We start from the raw sequence: 17,845 nt of genomic DNA on the forward strand, positions 1-17,845 counted from the left end.
CGGATCGCCGAGGAGTCGGGCCAGACGATCGGTGAGGGAGAGCCCACCGTCACCGTCGGCTGACTGGTCGAGACCACGCCAGGAACGGTCCTTTCCTCGCAAAATTTGCGAGGAAAGGACCGTTCCTGGCACTTGGCGGCCCCGACCTGCCGAAGTTCTCTCAGCGTGTCGTGAAGCTCGCGTTCCGTTTACGCCGCTCATCTGGCACCCTGGAGTGGTGTTGCGGCTTGCAGGAGCACGGCTGCTCGATGATCGGGACTATCCCGCGGTCCGTGCCGCGCTCGCCACAGACCCGGTCGGCAGCTGCATGGTCAGTGCCAGGGTGGAGACCGCGGGTCTCGACCCCTGGCGGCTCGGTGGTGAGCTCTGGGCCGCGGATTCCCGTCCGGTGCGCGCGGGCAGGCTCCAAGGCCTGTGCTTCTCCGGGCCGAATCTGATCCCGTTGCGCGGCAACGCCTCCGCTCTGCGTTCCTTCGCCGATCGCGCCCTGCGCCGTCAGCGGAGCTGCTCGTCGCTCGTCGGCCCGGCCGAGCAGGTACTGGGGCTGTGGGACGAACTCGAGCCGGAATGGGGCCCCGCCAGGGAAGTCCGGCACGATCAGCCGCTGATGGCGCTCGACGGGATTCCGTCCGTCGCCGCCGATCCGCTGGTCCGCGCGGTGCGCCCGGAGGAACTCGACCGCTATCTCCCGGCCGCGATCGCCATGTTCGTCGAGGAGGTCGGTGTCGACCCCCGCACCGGTGACGGTGGCGCCGGGTATCGCGCCCGCGTCGCGGAGCTGATCGCCGGCGGCCGCGCGTTCGCGCGCTTCGAAGACGGCGAGGTCGTCTTCAAGGCCGAGATCGGCGCGATGTCCTCCACGGTCGGCCAGATCCAGGGGGTCTGGGTGCATCCGGAACGCCGCGGCGGCGGTCTCGGCACCGCCGGGACGGCGTCCGTGGTGACCAGGCTCGTCCGCGGGATGGGCCGCACGGCCAGCCTGTACGTCAACGCCTACAACAGCCCCGCGCTCGCCGCCTACCGCAAGATCGGCTTCCAGCAGGTCGGGCAGTACGCGACGGTTCTGTTCTAGATCGGCGTTGCGCCAGGGTGGACAGTGCCCGGACTGGCAGGATCCGGGGCATGCAAGCAGGTCGTCGTGTCGCCGTCGTCGTGCTCGCGGGGGTGGTGGGCCTCTCGGCCGCCGGGTGCGGGCTCTTCGCCGATTCCGGGCCGGAGGACGCGATCACGGGTTTCCTCGACGGGCTCGCCTCCGGTGACGTCGCCGCCGCGGCCTTCTTCACCGATTCGCCGGACGCCGCGCGGTCTTCGGTGGAGATGACGCGGAAGGCGCTTTCCCCCGAGTCGATCAAGGTCGCGGCCGACGAGGTCCGGCACTCGTCCGGCGCGGACAACGCGACGGCGACCTACCGGCTCACCTGGAACCTCCCGCGCGGCCGGGTCTGGACGTACAAGGCCGACGCGCAGCTCCATTCCACCCAGGACGGCTGGAAGGTGCGCTGGCTGCCGACCGTCCTTCATCCGCAGCTGGCCGCGCAGCAGAGCATCGCGCTGAAGGCGGATCCGCCTGCTCTCGCGCCGGTGCTGGACCGCGACGGGACACCGTTGCTGCGCCCGCAGACCGTCGTCAGCGTCGTGCTCGACCCGGCGAAGGCGGGCGACCTGGTGGCCGTCACCGACAAACTCGGCGCGGCGCTCAACCGGTTCGAGCCGTCGGTGACCGGTCAGTCGATCCGCGACGGTGTGAAGACGCTCAAACCCGGCTCCGGCTATCCGGTGGTGAGCCTGCGGGCGAACAGCTACCAAGAGGTGAAACCCGAGATCTACGACCTGCCCGGGGTCCGGTTCAGCCAGCAGGAAAGGCTGCTCCCGGACGACAAGAACTTCGGCAAGCAGGTGCTGCCCGCGGTCAGGACGCTCGTCGAGGATCAGGTGGAGGGCTCGGCGGGCTGGCGCGTCGTCACCCTCGACACGGGCGGCGGCGAGATCGTCGACCTGCACTCCGAACACCCCAAACCGGCCCCCGCGGTCGTCAGCACGCTCAGCGTGAAGGCGCAGGGTTCGGCGGAGCGGGCGCTCGCCCCGGTCCCGACGGCGGCCGCGCTGGTGGCGATCCAGCCGTCGACCGGCGAACTGCTGGCGGTGGCGCAGAACGCCCCGGCCGATCCGCAGGGCGCGATCGCGCTCACCGGCCGCTTCCCGCCGGGCTCCACGTTCAAGATGGCCACCGCCGTCGCGGCGCTGTCCGCGGGCTCGGTGCGGGCGGACAGCCCGGTGGACTGCCCCGGCACGGCCACCTTCGAGAACCGGACGGTGCCGAACGAGGGCAAGTTCGCCCTCGGCGTCGTCCCGCTCTCCACGGCGTTCGCCAAGTCCTGCAACACGACGTTCGCGAAGCTCTCGACCGATCTGCCCCCCGCCGCGCTGACCGACGCCGCGCGCGACCTCGGCGTCGGCGCCGACTTCGTGATCCCCGGCCTGACGACGATCACCGGTTCGTCGCCGCCGGCGAACACCGTCGCGCAGCGGGCGGAGAACGGGTTCGGCCAGGGGACCGTCGTGGCGAGCCCGTTCGGGCTGGCGGTCGCCACCGCGACGGTCCAGTCGGGGAAGGTCCCGGTGCCGACGCTGGTGCGGGGGATGACCACCACGTCGTCCGGGCTCGGCAAACCGATCAAGCCGGAGGTGCTCGACGCGCTGCGCGGGATGATGCGCGAGGTAGTCACCGACGGCACGGCGACACTGCTCAAGCCCTTGCCGGACGTCCGGGGCAAGACCGGGACGGCGCAGTTCGGCGACGGAACGCATGCGCACGGCTGGTTCGTCGGCTACACCGGGGACCTGGCCTTCGCGGTGTTGACGACCGACGCGGGGACGTCCAGGCCCGCGGTCGAGGCCGCGCAGCGCTTCCTGACGGGGCTCGGCTAGCCGCCAGGTCGTAGGCTGGGCCCATGTCCGTTCGCTCCCCCTTGAAGCCCGGCGTCCAGACGCCGAGGCGAGTCGTCCCCGCCGGCATCGCCCGTCCCGAGTACGTCGACCGGCCGGCGCCGAAACGCGACACGGGCAACGGGGTCCGCACGCCCGAGGTGATCGAGGCGATGCGGGTCGCGGGCCGGATCGCGGCGCAGGCGCTGGAGGAGGGCGGCAAGGCCGTCAAGCCCGGTGCGACCACCGACGACATCGACAAGGTGATCCACGAGTTCCTGCTGGACAACCACGCGTACCCGTCGACGCTCGGCTACCGCGCGTTCCCGAAGTCGTGCTGCACCTCGCTCAACGAGGTGATCTGCCACGGCATCCCGGATTCGACGGTGATCGAGGACGGCGACATCTGCAACATCGACGTCACCGCGTTCATCGGCGGCGTCCACGGCGACACCAACGCGACCTTCCTGGCGGGCGACGTCTCGGAGGAGGCACGGCTGCTGGTCGAGCGCACACGCGAGGCGACCATGCGCGCCATCAAGGCCGTCCGCCCCGGCAGGCAGCTCAACGTCATCGGCCGCGTCATCGAGTCCTACGCGAAGCGGTTCGGCTACGGGGTCGTGCGGGACTTCACCGGCCACGGGGTCGGGCCGGCGTTCCACACCGCGCCGACCGTCCTGCACTACGAGGAGCCGTCCGTCGAGACGGTGATCGAGCAGGGCATGACCTTCACGATCGAGCCGATGATCACCCTCGGCACAATCGACTACGACATCTGGGCCGACGACTGGACCGTCACCACCAAGGACAAGAAGTGGACGGCCCAGTTCGAGCACACCCTTGTGGTGACCGAGGACGGCGCGGAGATCCTCACGCTGCCGTAAGTACATGAAGGCCCCCTTCCTTGCGCCAGGCGCAAGGAAGGGGGCCTTCATGTACTTCAGGGTCAGGCGTCGTCCTGCTCCACCCTGGCCAGGAGTTCGTCCAGGAAACCGCACGCCTCGGTGGCGGCCCGGTCGGCGTCGCGGTCGGCGATGGCCTCGGCGAGGCCTTCATGCCCTATCTCCGGCAGATACTCGCGCCCCGGCGTCACGTTCGACGTGGCGGCCACGCTGGCCGTGATCACCTCGGTGAGCCCGCGGTACATCTCGGTCAACAGGGTGTTATGTCCACTTTGGACGACGGCGAAGTGGAATTCCGCGTCGAGGCGGGCGAAGTCCTCCCAATGGCCGTCGCGCAGCTCGGCGTTGCGGCGTTCGAGCAGGGACCGCAGCTCGACGACCTCCTCCTCGGTCCGCGACACGGCCGCGAGCCGGGCCCCCTCGACCTCGAGGATGCGCCGCACCTGCAGCACCTCGCGCAGTTCGGAACCGCAGAGCCGCCGGATGGCGCCCGAGACCTCGCTCGTCGCCCGCACGTAGGTTCCGTCGCCCTGGCGGACCTCGAGCAGCCCCGTGTGCGCGAGCGCGCGAACGGCCTCGCGGACGGTGTTGCGCCCGACGCCGAGTTGCCCGGCCAGCTCGGGTTCCGTCGGAATCCGCTGACCGATGGGCCATTCTCCCTGCGTGACGGCGTCACGCAGCTGCTCGATGACCTGATCGACCAGGCCGGCACGGCGCGTGGTGGCCAATGGCACAGCGTTGTCCCTTCATCCAATCATCCTATGTATGTGATACTAGCCGACGTGCGTGTCGACTCTCGAGAATCCGTGGCCCCGTTCGACGAAAGCCTTGAACTCGAAGGCTCGATCGAAACGGAGTGGCGGCCGGGAGTGATCACCGGCGGCGTTCTGCTCGGTGTCGCGGTGATCCTGGTGGCCCTCAATCTGCGGCCCGCGATCACCAGTATCGGCCCCATGCTCGGCGAAATGCGCGACGACCTCGGCGCCACGGCGACCTGGGCCGGCGTGCTCACCACGCTTCCTGGCCTCTGTTTCGCCGCCGCCGGACTCGCCGCGCCGCTACTGGCCCGCCGGTTCGGCATCGGCGCGGCCATCGCGTCCGCGCTTTCGGTGCTGGCCGTCGGCCTGGTGCTGCGCGTGATCGACGGACCGTACGTCGTGCTCGGGGGAACCCTGGTCGCCACGGCGGGAATCGCCTTGGCGAACGTACTGATCCCGGTCGTCATCAAGGACTCCTTCCCGGCACGTGTCGGCATGATGACCGGCGTGTACACCGCCGCTCTGCAGGGCGGGGGCGCCCTGGGGTCCGCGCTCACCCCTCCCTTGGAGAACGCGTTCGGCGGCTGGCGCCAAGGTCTCGGCGCCTGGTCGGTACTGGCGGTGCTCGCACTCCTCGTCTGGATTCTCGCAGCCCGCGGTGCGGGACGTGCGCCCGTTGCCGAGGCAGGCAAGCAGGGTAGCGGGCGATCGCTCCTGCGTAGCCCCCTTGCGTGGATGGTCACGCTTTTCTTCGGCACTCAGGCCTTTTTGGCCTACGTCGTGATGGGCTGGCTGCCGGAAGTGATGATCGACGCGGGGGTGAGCAAGGGTGATTCCGGGCTGCTGCTCGGGTTGATCTCGCTCATCGCCGTCCCGATCAGTCTCGTGGTGGCGCCGATGGCCGCCCGGCACAAGAGCCAGAGCCCGTGGATCGTCGGACTGGGCGTTCCCGGCTTCGTCGGCATGGTCGGCATGATGGTCGCGCCCGCCGCCTCGCCGCTGCTCTGGTGCCTCCTCATCGGGCTCGGGATGAGCGTCTTCTCGCTCGCACTGACGGTGATCGCGCTGCGGGCGCGCACCGGCGAGGACACCGCGCGGCTGTCGGGGATGGCGCAGGGCATCGGCTACCTGATGGCGGCCGTCGGGCCGTTCCTCTTCGGGCTGCTTCACGACCTCACCCACGGCTGGACCGTCCCCTGGATCATGATGCTCGCGGTCTTCGCCGCCCAGATGACCTTCGGTGCCTTCGCCGGTCGTCGCCGCTTCGTCTGAACGCGTTCAAAAAACTTCTTGACCCGTCCCGGGGCGGAGCCATAGCCTGAGCGAGTTGAACCTGTTCAAAAAACTCGGTCCTGGGGGTCGGCGTGGTGGAGGGACTGGCGTACGGCTCGGCTCTGGCGTGTTTCGCCGCGGTGTGCGTCGCCGTGGTGCCGGAGCAGGCGCCCGCGGTGCTCTCGCCGCACGAGTTCTACCGCGCCGTCGACCGGGTGTGCGTGCAGGTGTGGAAGGACAGTGGCGCCGAGATCCAGCGCTACTGGCCGGATCCGGAGGGGGAGGCCGCGACGGAGCTGCGCAAGTGGCAGCACTACGTCGCGGTGAAGGTGGACGACGCCAAGGACGTCCTCAAGGGGGCGACGAGGGTCCGCACGGTGCCAGGAGGGGCGGCATCGGCGCGGGAGGAGTTCTTGGCGGCGATCCGCCGGTACGTCGAGGCGGGTGAGCGGTTCTCGGGGGAGGGGGCCCGCTCGCCCGCCCTGATGGCCGTCTCGGACACCACGGGCAACGCCGTCGGCGAGCTGGCGGCGCGGAACGGGGCCCGCGCCTGCGACCGCGTCGTCTGACCGGCGCATTTAGTCCTCTGAACGCGCCCGGGGTAAGGCGCATTCAGAGGACCAAATGCGGTCGGGGGTCAGTCCAGGGGCAGGTTCAGCAGCGCGTTCTCGACCAGTTCCGGCATCGCCGGGTGGATCCAGTACTGCCCGCGCGCCATGCTCTTCGCGTCCAGCCCGAAGCTCATCGCCTGGATCAGCGGCTGGATCACCGAAGACGCCTGCGGGCCGATGATGTGCGCGCCCAGCAGCTGCCCGGTGGCCGGGTCGGCGAGCAGTTTCGCGAAGCCGGTCGTGTCCTCCATCGCCCAGCCGTACGCGATGCCGGCGTAGTCCTGATGCGACGTCACGTACGACACGCCACGCTCGCGCGCCTCGCGTTCGGTCAGCCCGACGGAGGCGACCTGCGGCGAGGTGAACACCGCGTGCGGGACGAACCGGTGGTCGGCTTCGATCCGCTCGTCCGGGTGCAGCAGGTTGTGCTGCACCACGCGCTGCTCGTGGTTGGCGACGTGCTTCAGCTCGAAGACCGACGAGATGTCGCCGAGCGCGTAGATCCCGTCGACCACGGTCTGCTGGTACTCGTCGACCACGACGTGCCCGCGCTCGCCCGTGGTCACGCCGGTGACGGCGACGTCCAGGAGGTCGGAGTTCGGCGTGCGGCCGGTCGCGACCAGCAGCACGTCGGCCTCGACGGTTTCGGCGCCCTCCGGGCCTTCGAGGTCCAAGGCGACACCCGACGCGGTCTTGCGCGCGCGGACGGTCTTGCGGTCGAGCCGGACGTCGAACCGCTGCGCGGCCAGCTCGGTGAACCGGGCGCTGACGTCGTCGTCCTCGGACCGCAGCAGCGCGCCGGAGCGGTTGACCACGGTCACGTCCGCCCCGAACGAGGCGAAGACGTGCGCGAACTCGGCCGCGATGTACCCGCCGCCGAGGATCACGATGCTCGACGGCAGCTCGTCGAGCCGCATCACCGTGTCGGAGGTGTGGTAGCCGGTCTCGGCGAGGCCGGGGACGTCCGGGATCACCGGCCGCCCGCCGGCGGCGAGCACGAACTTGTCGGCGGTGATCGTCTCGGCGGGGCGGCCGTCGGAGTAGCTGACCCGAAGTTCCTTGTGCCCGGTGAAGCGGCCTTCGCCCTCGTACACGGTGACGTTCTTGTTGTCCTCGTGCTGAACGCGGTACTCCCGGCCGCCCTCGGCGATCGGGTCGATCCGGCCGAAGATCCGGTCGCGCACGTCGCGCCAGCGGACACCGGTCAGCTCCTCGTCGACGCCGAACTTCGACGACGTGGCGGGGGTGGCCGCGACGTTGGCGGCGTGCACGAACATCTTCGTCGGGATGCAGCCCACGTTCAGGCAGGTGCCGCCGAACGTGCCCTTCTCCACGATCGCCGTGTTCCAGTCCGCGAAACGCGGGTCGAGGATCGAGTTGCCCGATCCGGTACCGACGATCACCAGGTCGTAGTGGGGCACGCTGTCTTCCTTTGCGGCGGGAGCGGGGATGGTTCCGACTCTAGCCAACTTGTCACGGCGGCCGGTTGTTCCCGGTTCAGCGGCCGGTGGAGCTGAAGTGCATCCGGTCCGTCGGCGTCGTCCAGGAGCCGCCCCACGTCCAGCCGATCGCGGCGAAGGCGGCCACCGTCGGATCGCCGGCGGTGATCATCCCCGGCCGCCGGTTTCCCCGATCGACGTACGCCGACGCGAGTTCGGGCAGGACGAGGTCGCCCTTGGTGTACGGGTTGCAGAACGGGTCGACGTCGATCGCGAGCCCATAGGCGTGCGCCGACCAGTTCGTCAGGCCGCGAGCCGGACGGCAGACGAAGGCGGTGGTGTTGTTCCCGTCACCCGTCGGGGGAGCGGTGAGTTCGGCGGGGGCGGTGACGCGCATTTCCTCGATCGGGAATTTCGCGGCGAACAACCGCCCGAACACGGTGACGACGGCGTTCGCCACCGACGCGTTCACGAGCATTTCCCCGGTGTGCGCGCGGCCGTCGAAACCCCAGAACGACAACGTGAGATAGCGAAGTTCGCCTGCCTTGACCGGGCAGGCGGGCTGCCAGGTGCTGCGCGCGAGAACCCCTGCGGGAACGGGATTCACCGTGCCCGCGAACCGGTTCCCGGCAGGCGGAGGCAACAGATCGGCGGTCGGCAGGGAACGGTTCGCCAGTACCGGAGGAGTCGGGAGGATCTGCCCGAAACCGTCACGGCGCAAGGGAAGCGGCTTCGCGCCGACCTGCCAGACCGGCGCGGGCGGTGGGGCCGATGTGGCCGGAGTCGTTGCCGCTGAAGAGGTTTCCGGGGGAGGGCCGGGAACTGGGCTGGGCGGCGCGGGGCTCGCACACGAGGAGAGCAGAAGGGCCGTTGCCGCCAGAACCGTCGCCGTAGCCCGCACGACGTCCAGGGTGACAGATGCGTTCGGTGAGCACAGTTCCACCCGTTTCAGTGACACCGCATCGGGCTTTCTCCGATTAGGGTATTCGCGATCGCTCGTGTACGCGCTGGAGTCGAATGACTTCCCAGGGTTTGACCGTACGTACGCCCCGGTGAAGGGACAGAACATGCCCAAGAAGTCACGTCGCACGCTGCTGCTCGCGGTCGGAGCGGTCCTCGCGACGGCGGTGATGGTGCCGGTCGCGGTCAACAGCGCGTCCGCGGACGACAGCGCGGTGAGTGGCCCCGATCAGGCCGCCCAGCCGCGGATCGTGGGCGGTGGCAAGGCTTCGGTTTCGCAATACCCGTACGCGGTCTACTTGGCCGATCGCGGCGGCAACCAGTACTGCGGAGCGGTGATCGTCAGCTCCACGACGGTCGCGACGGCGGCGCACTGCGCGGTCGCGGTCAAACGCGCCGACGTCCGCGTGGTCGCGGGGCGCGAGGACAAACGTTCGCGCGACGGCGTCGAGCTGCGGGTCTCGAAGATCTGGGTCAGCCCCGACTACAGCGGCGATCCCGGCAAGGGCGACGACATCGCGGTGATGACGGTCAGCGGCCAGCTGCCGTACCGGCCCGCGAAGGTCGCGGACAACGGCAACGCCGACCTGTACCAGGAAGGCACGAAGGCGACGGTCCTCGGCTGGGGCCGGGTCGCCGACGGCGGCGCGCGGTCGGACTACCTGCGCAGCGCGGTCGTCCCCGTGGTCAGCGACAAGACCTGCCGCACCGCGTACTCGGGCTACGACCCGAGCGACATGGTGTGCGCCGGCTACGACGAGGGCGGCGTCGACGCCTGCCAGGGCGATTCGGGCGGACCGCTCATGGTGGGCGACACGCTGATCGGCATCGTGTCGTTCGGCGAAGGCTGCGCGAAGGCGGGCAAACCCGGCGTGTACACCCGCGTCTCCCACTTCGCGAACGAGATCTCCCAGCAGAAGAACCGGGGCCTGATCGGCTGATCGGTGCCTTCTTCACGCCCGATGTGCTAACAAGTGGGCGTGAGCACCGACACCCCGATCATCGAGACCTCGTCGTTCCCGCTGTCCGTCGCCGGTGACGAGATCACCGCCGCGCAGCTGCACGGCATCCTCCGCCTGCGCGTGGACGTGTTCGTCGTCGAGCAGGACTGCGCCTATCACGAGATCGACGGACGCGACCTCCTGCCCGGCACGCGGCACCTCTGGATCGGCGGTTCCGTCGCCGTCGACTCGTACCTGCGGGTGCTGCAGGACGCCGGCGGCACCTTCCGCATCGGCCGGGTGTGCACGGCCGTCCGCTCACGCGGCAAGGGGCTCGCGGGACGGCTGATGGAGACCGCCCTCGCGGGGATCGGGGACGCGCCGTGCGTCCTCGACGCGCAGACGTACGCGACGAAGTTCTACGCCAAGTACGGCTTCGTGGTGGAGGGCGAGGAGTTCATGGAGGACGGGATCCCGCACCTCACGATGTGGCGCCGGGAGGCGCCGCGGCCGTGATCACCCCGACCGCGCGGTCCACGTCGGCCTCGGTGAGGTCGGCCCGCGCGGTCAGGCGCAGGCGGGAGATGCCGTCGGGCACGGACGGCGGCCGGAAGCAGCCGACGCGCACGCCCTGATCCGCGCAGGCGGCCGCCCACGCGACGGCCGCCTCCGGCGACGGTGCCTGCACCGAGATCACCGCGGCGTCCGGGAGACCGACCCGGAAACCCGCCGATTTCAGTTGCATCGCAAGGTTTCCCGCGGCTTCGGTCACCTTGGTGGCCAGCTCCGGCTCGGCCTTCAGCGCGGTGAGGGCGGCCAGCGCGGCGGCGGCACTGGCGGGCGCGAGCCCGGTGTCGAAGATGAAACTGCGCGCGGTGTCCACGAGATGTTTGATCACGCGACGCGGCCCGAGCACCGCTCCGCCTTGCGCCCCAAGGGATTTCGACAGCGTGATCGTGGTGACGACGTCCGGCGCGCCGGAGAGCCCGGCCGCGTGGACGGCGCCGCGGCCGCCCTCGCCGAGGACGCCGAAGCCGTGCGCGTCGTCGACGAGCAGCGACGCGCCGTGCTCCCGGCAGACACCGGCGAGTTGCTCCAAGGGGGCGATGTCACCGTCGACGGAGAACACGGAATCGGTGACGACGAGCGCGCGCGGTTTGCGGCGGGTCGCCAGCGCGTGCTTGAAGGCGTTCGGGTCGCTGTGCGCGACGGCGGCGATGTCCGACCGGGACAGGCGGCAGCCCTCGATCAGCGAGGCGTGGATGTACTTGTCCGTGACGATCGCGGAATCCGCGCCGGACAGGGCCGTGACGGCGCCGAGGTTCGCGGTGAACCCGGACGAGAAGACCAGCGCGGCCTGCGTGCCGCAGAAGCGGGCGAGTTCGTGCTCGAGTTCGGCGTGGACCTCGGTGGTGCCGGAGACGAGACGGGAGCCGGTGGCCCCGGCGCCCCAGCGCAACGCGGCCGCGGCCGCCGCGCCGGCGACACGCTTGTCCCTGGCGAGCCCGAGGTAGTCGTTTCCGGCGAGGTCCAGCTCCGGCTCCTGCGCCTGCCGGATGCGCAGCTTGCGCACCAGCCCGGCCTCGGCCCGCTTCTCCGCCTCCACGTCGAGCCAGTCGAAGACCTGGTCGGGCGGGAGGTTCTGGGAGGCGGGGCCGGGAGAAGTCACGTCCCGCAGTCTCCCATCCGCCGTTTCCCGATGGACGTGGTGGTCCCCACTCCGAACGCAAGGAAAGGTCCTTTCCTCGCAAATTTTGCAAGGAAAGGACCTTTCATGGCACTAGCCGCCGGAGGAACCGGCTTCAGTCACTTCAGCTGTCGTAGCTGCGACGCGGGCGTCCGCCCGGACGCTGCGGACGGCCGTTGCCGCCACCGCCCTCGCCACGACGCGGACGGCCGCGGAAGCCACCGGGACGGCCGCCTTCGCGGTGACCGTGACCCTCGCGCGAACCCTGGTAGCCGCGGTCGCCGCCACCGTAGCCGCGGCCACCGCCGCGACGCGGGGACTCACGACGGCGCTCGACGACCGGCTCGCCGCTGGGCTGCCGCGCACCGGTGATACGGGCGAGCTCGGCGTCACCCGGGCGGATCGTGGTCTGCTCGGCGCGGACGCCGGCGCGGTCGGTCATCCGGCGCACCATGCGGCGCTGGTCGTGGGTGACCAGCGTGACCACGACACCGGACGCCCCGGCGCGCGCGGTGCGGCCGGCGCGGTGCAGGTAGTCCTTGTGGTCGGCGGCCGGGTCGACGTGCAGCACCAGCGAGATGTCGTCGACGTGGATACCGCGCGCGGCGACGTCCGTGGCGACGAGGACGGGCGCGTAGCCCTCCTTGAAGTCCGCGAGGACGCGGTTGCGCTGGCCCTGGGTCTTGCCGCCGTGCAGGGCGGCCGCGTGGACGCCCTTCTCGCGCAGGCGCTCGGTCAGGCGGTCCACGTGGTGCTTGGTGCGGACGAACATGATCGTGCGGCCCTCACGGGCGCCGATCTCGGTGATGATGTCCTGCTTGTCCTGGTGCGACACCTGGAACACGTGGTGGTCCATGGTGGTGACGCTCGCGGTCGACGGGGCGACCGAGTGCGTGACCGGGTCGGTCAGGTACGCGCGGACCAGCCGGTCGACGTCGCCGTCGAGGGTGGCCGAGAACAGCAGGCGCTGGCCGCGGGCCGGGGTCAGGTCGAGGATCTCGCGGACCTGCGGCATGAAGCCCATGTCGGCCATCTGGTCGGCCTCGTCGAGCGCGACGAAGTTGACGTCGGACAGCGACGCGGTGCCCTGGCGGACGTGGTCCGACAGCCGGCCGGGGGTGGCGATCAGCAGGTCGACGCCGCGGGAAAGCGCGTCGGCCTGGCGGGTGAAGGCCATGCCGCCGACGGCGGTGCGGCACCACAGGCCGAGGGCCTTGGCCAGCGGGGTCAGCGAGTCGGCGACCTGCATGGCCAGCTCGCGGGTCGGGACCAGGATCAGCGCGCGGGGGTGCTTCGGCCGGGCGCGGCCGCCGTTGAGCCGGGTCAGCATCGCGAGGCCGAAGGCCAGGGTCTTGCCGGAACCGGTCTGGGCGCGGCCGAGCACGTCGCGACCGGCGAGCGCGTCGGGGATGGTCGCCGACTGGATCGGGAACGGGGAGGTGATACCGGCGTCGGCCAGCGCCCGCAGCAGCGGGTCGGGAAGGCCGAGTTCCGCCCAGGTCTTCGCCTTGACCGTCTCGACGGCGTCTTCGCGCAGCATCGCGTCACCCGCGGGGCGGGTGCGCGGCTTGCGGTGCTGACGCGCCGACGGTGAGACGTGGCCGGAGTTGAACGTGACTGTCACAAATGCCTCTCGGACGTGGCACGTCGCAAGGAGGCCCGGGCTGCCCGCACGCAGGCAGGGCAAGATGGTGTGCACAGATGGGCGTTCACAGGGACGAACCCGGCACACCGCGTCTGCGTGACACCGCGCGCCAATGGATTGATACGGATACCGCGAGCCATTCGGTTGGCTTTGGAGGCGACGGACACCAACTCATCCACGCCGCCGGTTGCGGTCTGTCACTACTGTACCGGACCGTTATCCGGCCTCCCAACTGGAGGGAGGGATTGTGGGCAGGGTCTCCACAGCGGGGTCTTTCCCGGCGTGATCGTGCCGGGAAAGACCCCTTCGAGACACTGTGGACGGTCAGCGGAGGCCCGCGATCTCCTGCAGCTCCTCGATCAGCTCCGGCACCGCCGTGAGCCGCTCCGGCAATCCCCGCGAGTGGAACCACGTCGCGATGTTCCGCACGTCCCGCGCGAGGAACTCCAGCCCGCCGGGATTGGCCACGATGTCGACCACCTGGGGGAGGTCGATCACCATGATCCGTTCGCGGTGCACGAGCAGGTTGTACGCCGAGAGGTCACCGTGCGCGAGCCCCTGCGACGCCAGCAGTTCCAGCATCGCCGAGGTCTGGAACCACAGTTCCCGCAACTGGTCGGGCTCCGGCCGGACCTGCGCCAGCCGCGGCGCGGCCGTCTCGCCCTCGCCGAGGAATTCCAGCAGCAGTTCGGTGCCGTCGCGCTGCACCGGGTACGGCACGGGCGCGCCGACCGACCAGAGCCTGCTCAGCGCGCCGAACTCGGCCACGGCCCACTGTTCGGCGATGAGGTTGCGGCCGAAGCTGCTGCGCGACTCCATCGCCCGCATCTCCCGCGAACGCCGCATCCGCCTGCCTTCGAGGTAGCCGGCGTCACGATGGAACAGCCGGTGCTCGCCGCTGCGGTACCGCTTGGCGGCGAGCACGGTGCCGTCGGTGCCGGGCAGGTTGCGCCGGACGAGATGGACGTCCGCTTCCTTGCCGGTTTTGAGGATGCCGAGCTCGGTGTCGACCGCCGCCAGTTCGGTGATCACCCAGTCCGGGCGCGGCAGCGGTCCTTGCTCCGCTTCTCCCCAGGTGCTCCAGCGGTCGGCGCCGTCGGGGATGGCGGTCTCGGTGTAGGCGTCCTCCCGCAACCGGGCGAGGCGGACGCGTTCGGCTTCGGTGAGCCGTCCGCCTCGGGTGGGTTCGGGTTCGTCGTCGAAACGGGCACGACGGGTGCGGCGAGGACGTTGTTCGTAAGACTCTTCGAGATCGTGCTTGCGCACTGGTGGGTTCTCCTAGATCAGGGATGCCCCACCGGGCGAGCGTCGTGGCTCCGCGCTCAGCCGCGAGGGGCGAGTGGATGGGGGCGGCCAAGGCCCCGGACAGTCATCAGCACGAGGCACCTCCCTGTCGCATCCACCGGCTCCCTGCCGGATCGCGGACGATCATCCCCGACCCCCACGGCCGTGCGCAACCGATTTAATTCCCGGTGCGGTGAAGTACATGAAGGCCCCCTTCCTTGCGCTAGACGCAAGGAAGGGGGCCTTCATGTACTTGGCAAGGTGTGAAGGGCGAGTTTCTTCGGCTGAGCCGCGGGAAGGGGGCCTTCACGCGCGGCCGTTGTGACCGGTGGTGCGCCCGGGGTACGCGTGGCGATTCCGAGGTCCGTGAAGGCCTCCTTACCTACCCTGAAGGTAGTGAAGGGGGCCTTCACGGACCTCGGTACGCGCTAGGCCGATCGCAGCCCCGCCAGCTCACTCCGCGACCGCACCTTCAGCTTCCGCAGCACGCTCGCGACGTGCTGTTCCACCGTGCGCCGGGACAGGAACAGCACCTCGGCGATCTCCCGGTTGGTGTGCCCCGCGGCCAGCAGGCGGGCGACGTCGCGCTCCCGTGGCGACAGCTCGTCGCCGTAACCACGGCGGCCGCGTCGCGAGGGGGCGACGGCGCCGGTGGACCGGAAGGCGTGGCGGCAACGCGCGGCGTCACGCGTCGCGCCGAGGTGGTCGAAAGTCTCCGCTAGCGACGCGAACGTCTCTGCGACGTCCTCGTTGCGGGCCAGACGGCAGCGCGCGGCCCGTTCGGCGACCAGCGCGGCGTGATAGGGCGCGGGGAGCGCCTCGAAGCGGGTCCGCGCCTGCTCGAAGGCCTCGATCGCCTCCGCGTGGTCGCCCCGGGACGCCGCGACGAGCCCGCGGTTCGCGGCGAGCGCGGCCCGGGTCGACGGTGCGTCGAGGTCGCCGACCTCGCGTTCGAATTCGTCCGTCAGCGCCTGCGCCTCGGCGTCCCGCCCCGTGGCGCAATACGCGTCGACGGCGGCCATGGCCAGATCGGCGCCCCAGGCCCAGACACCCTTGGCGCGCAAGAGTTCCAGCCCCTTCTCGGCCTGCGTCACGGCGGCCTCGCCGAGGTCCTGCGCGAGCAGCATGCCCGACATCCCGGCGTGCGCGGCGATCGCGACCGGGGTGAACGCGTTCTCGGGCTGATCCGCCGCGGTACCGGCGAACCGGGCGGCGGCCTCGTCCCATTCGCCGCGGGCGGCGGCGAGCAGGCCCAGCACCAGGCACAGTTCGCTGGTCACCGGCAGGAGGTCGCGGTACTCGTCGATCAGCGCGCCCGCCCGTTCGGCGAGGCCGTCCCAGTTGCCGGTGAGCCAGTCGGTGTGGACGGCCGTCGCGCGGGCGGTGCTGACGACGTACGGCGCACCGCAGTCGGCGGCGAGCTGCATCCCGCTGCGCAGCAGGCTCCTGGCCCGCCGGTGGTGGCCGGTCCAGGCGCAGGCGTCGGCGCTGTTGCAGTGCAGCCGCGCCAGATGCCGCTGTTCGTCGGCGGAACCGACGGTGGTGGGCGCCCGGTCCAGCATGTCCCAGCCGCGCGTGTCCCCGATGTGCAGCCGTGACGCCGCGTTGTTGGCCAGCAGGATGATCTTCAGCCGCCGGTCGGTGGCCCGGTCGATGAGCTCGTCCACCCGGTCCATCCAGCGCCGGTGCTCCCGCAGCGGCGTCGCGCCGACCCACGGCTGGGCGAGGACACCCATCCCGCGGCCGGCCAGATCGGGCCGGTCGGAGAGGTCGTTGACGGCGATCTCGATCTCGGTCCGCGCCGCCTCCAGCCCGCCCGCCTGGCGCACCAGCAGGAGCCCGAGCCCCAGCCGGACCTCGCCGCTCAGCCGTCCGGACAGCCTGCCGTCGGTGAGCAGCCGCTCCAGCGCCGGGACGACTTCGGTCTGCGCGAGTCCGTTGCACGCCACCGAGCTGAACTTGACCGCGAGTCTGTCCACATCGGACGGTTGAAGGCCCGGTTCGTCGAGCAGGGTGCGGAGCAGATCGGTCGCGGTGGCGAGATCGCCGACCGTCGACGCCTGATCCGCGGCGGCTTCGCCGTACTTCAGGGCACCGGCCCGGTCGCCCGCCTTCCGGCAGTGTTCTGCCAGTCGCACCAAGGACTGCGGGAGGCGGTCGCGCAGCAGGCGCGCGGCCCGCCGGTGCAGTTCCTGGCGGTCGGGACCGGGGATGGTGAGGTACGCAGCCTGGCGGGCGAACGCGTGCCGGAAGCCGTATCTGCCTTCGCCGGACTCGACGAGGACGTTGCGTTCGAGCGCGAGGACGAGCGCGCGGCGGGCCCGTTCGGGGGTGAGCGCGGCCGCGGCGGCCAGCAGGTCCGAAGTGGACGGTGTGCCGAGGACGGCGGCGGCCTCGGTGATCCGCCGGGCGGCCGGTGGCAGCGCCATGAGGCGTTCGACCGTCGCTTCCCGCAGCAGCGCCGGGACTTCGACGGTGTCGAGCAGACGTCGCGCGGTCGCGCCGTCGGCGTGCACCGCGCCTTCGACGCCGCCGATCGCGTGCACGATCTCCTCGACCACGAACGGGATCCCAGCGGTCCGCTCGTGCAGCCGTGCGGCGAACTCGGCGGAGACGTTCGCTTCGCCGAGCAGCGCCGAAACCAAGGACTGGACGCCATCGCGGTCCAACGGCCGGAGGGTGACGAGCGCGTGGGCGGTGCCGGGGGCGGGCCGGTAGGCGCTGCCGAGCGGGATGCCGCCGGGAGTCTCCTCGCGCCGGTACGTGAGCAGGAGCGTCAGGCCCGCGGGCGGTTCGGTCATCAGGAACCGCAGCAGGCGGCGGGAACCGTCGTCCGCCCAGTGGAGGTCTTCGACGAGCAGGATGTGCGGGCCCAGCGAGCCGAGCAGTTCCCGGACTGCGCGGAAGAGCTGGTGACGTTCGGTCCTCGGATCGGACGGCCGCGGCGGCGGCTGAGGCAGGAACGCCGCGAGCTCGGGCAGGTACGGCGCGAGGACACCGGTCACCGGGCTGAGCTCACGCGCCGGCCGGACGTCCTTCAGTGCGTCGAAGACCACGCCGTACGGGAAAGGCTCCCGCAACGGCTGGCAGGTGGCGGTGAGGACCGGCCGTCCGGCCAGTTCGGCGCAGGCCAGCAGCTCGGTGGCGAGCCGGGTCTTGCCCACCCCCGCTTCGCCTTCGAGCATGATCACCGACGGCGAGCGCAACGCGCCGTCGAGGAGCTCGCGTAATTCCGCCTCACGGCCGACGAGTACCGGCGAACTCGTCCTGCGTCGGCAGCCACCGATCACCATGCCGGGTCACCCCCGCTTCACGAACCACACCGTTCGAGTGAACGCAGCTTAAGCGCGGTTTCGATGATCACGGAACCCGCTCGGGCGGTCATCCGACTTTCGTAGGGACGGGGGGTTTCGCCATTAGA

Annotated in this window: 14 protein-coding genes; 7 read left to right on the forward strand and 7 right to left on the reverse strand. The window is 70.7% G+C overall.

What is annotated here, in order from left to right; all coding sequences use genetic code 11:
- Positions 1–217: 217 nt before the first annotated feature.
- From DMC64_RS41065 to map, 3 genes are read left to right on the forward strand one after another with little or no spacing between them, the layout of a single operon-like run.
- The gene (locus tag DMC64_RS41065; RefSeq protein ID WP_037342357.1) at positions 218–1,072 is read left to right on the forward strand and encodes a GNAT family N-acetyltransferase; all 855 of its coding nucleotides are present in this window, start codon (positions 218–220) and stop codon (positions 1,070–1,072) included.
- A gap of 50 nt (positions 1,073–1,122) precedes the next feature.
- A complete protein-coding gene (locus DMC64_RS41070) occupies positions 1,123–2,928 on the forward strand; it encodes a penicillin-binding transpeptidase domain-containing protein (protein ID WP_125737912.1) in 1,806 nt (601 codons plus the stop codon).
- A gap of 23 nt (positions 2,929–2,951) precedes the next feature.
- Positions 2,952–3,809, forward strand: a complete 858-nt coding sequence (gene map, locus DMC64_RS41075) for a type I methionyl aminopeptidase (RefSeq protein WP_125737913.1) — start codon at positions 2,952–2,954, stop codon at positions 3,807–3,809.
- 62 nt (positions 3,810–3,871) lie between these two features.
- Here the strand turns inward: map and DMC64_RS41080 are convergent, their stop codons facing one another.
- A complete protein-coding gene (locus DMC64_RS41080; RefSeq protein ID WP_125737914.1) occupies positions 3,872–4,561 on the reverse strand; it encodes a FadR/GntR family transcriptional regulator in 690 nt (229 codons plus the stop codon).
- Between the two features lie 48 nt (positions 4,562–4,609).
- Between DMC64_RS41080 and DMC64_RS41085 the strand changes: the two genes are divergently transcribed.
- Together DMC64_RS41085 and DMC64_RS41090 are read left to right on the forward strand one after the other, a co-directional pair.
- Positions 4,610–5,857, forward strand: coding sequence for an MFS transporter (locus DMC64_RS41085; RefSeq protein ID WP_052120832.1), 1,248 nt, complete (start codon positions 4,610–4,612; stop codon positions 5,855–5,857).
- Between the two features lie 92 nt (positions 5,858–5,949).
- Positions 5,950–6,426: a hypothetical protein gene (locus DMC64_RS41090; RefSeq protein WP_125737915.1), complete on the forward strand. Its 477-nt coding sequence runs from the start codon at positions 5,950–5,952 to the stop codon at positions 6,424–6,426.
- A gap of 68 nt (positions 6,427–6,494) precedes the next feature.
- Here DMC64_RS41090 and DMC64_RS41095 read toward each other — a convergent pair whose 3' ends face one another.
- Both DMC64_RS41095 and DMC64_RS41100 read right to left on the reverse strand, forming a co-directional pair.
- A complete protein-coding gene (locus DMC64_RS41095) occupies positions 6,495–7,889 on the reverse strand; it encodes a mycothione reductase (protein WP_125737916.1) in 1,395 nt (464 codons plus the stop codon).
- 76 nt (positions 7,890–7,965) lie between these two features.
- Positions 7,966–8,628 (reverse strand): M15 family metallopeptidase, encoded by a 663-nt coding sequence (locus DMC64_RS41100; RefSeq protein WP_125737917.1) that lies wholly within the window; start codon positions 8,626–8,628, stop codon positions 7,966–7,968.
- A 346-nt stretch (positions 8,629–8,974) separates the two neighbouring features.
- Between DMC64_RS41100 and DMC64_RS41105 the strand changes: the two genes are divergently transcribed.
- The gene (locus DMC64_RS41105) at positions 8,975–9,808 is read left to right on the forward strand and encodes a trypsin-like serine protease (RefSeq protein WP_125737918.1); all 834 of its coding nucleotides are present in this window, start codon (positions 8,975–8,977) and stop codon (positions 9,806–9,808) included.
- Between the two features lie 33 nt (positions 9,809–9,841).
- The gene (locus tag DMC64_RS41110; RefSeq protein ID WP_037342365.1) at positions 9,842–10,324 is read left to right on the forward strand and encodes a GNAT family N-acetyltransferase; all 483 of its coding nucleotides are present in this window, start codon (positions 9,842–9,844) and stop codon (positions 10,322–10,324) included.
- Here DMC64_RS41110 and DMC64_RS41115 read toward each other — a convergent pair.
- The 4 genes from DMC64_RS41115 to DMC64_RS41130 form a co-directional block, all read right to left on the reverse strand.
- Complete coding sequence (locus DMC64_RS41115) at positions 10,290–11,477, reverse strand: 8-amino-7-oxononanoate synthase (protein ID WP_038509975.1); 1,188 nt, start codon at positions 11,475–11,477, stop codon at positions 10,290–10,292. The two genes, DMC64_RS41110 and DMC64_RS41115, sit on opposite strands and share 35 nt — an antisense overlap.
- Before the next feature lie 142 nt (positions 11,478–11,619).
- Positions 11,620–13,119, reverse strand: coding sequence for a DEAD/DEAH box helicase (locus DMC64_RS41120; protein WP_125737919.1), 1,500 nt, complete (start codon positions 13,117–13,119; stop codon positions 11,620–11,622).
- A gap of 345 nt (positions 13,120–13,464) precedes the next feature.
- Positions 13,465–14,406, reverse strand: coding sequence for a serine protein kinase RIO (locus tag DMC64_RS41125; RefSeq protein ID WP_125737920.1), 942 nt, complete (start codon positions 14,404–14,406; stop codon positions 13,465–13,467).
- A 446-nt stretch (positions 14,407–14,852) separates the two neighbouring features.
- Positions 14,853–17,717 carry an AAA family ATPase gene (locus DMC64_RS41130; RefSeq protein WP_125737921.1) on the reverse strand — a complete coding sequence of 955 codons (2,865 nt, stop codon included), beginning with the start codon at positions 17,715–17,717 and terminating at the stop codon, positions 14,853–14,855.
- Positions 17,718–17,845 lie beyond the last annotated feature (128 nt).

The sequence above is a fragment of the Amycolatopsis sp. WAC 04197 genome (assembly GCF_003947475.1).
Taxonomy (GTDB): Bacteria; Actinomycetota; Actinomycetes; order Mycobacteriales; family Pseudonocardiaceae; genus Amycolatopsis; species Amycolatopsis japonica.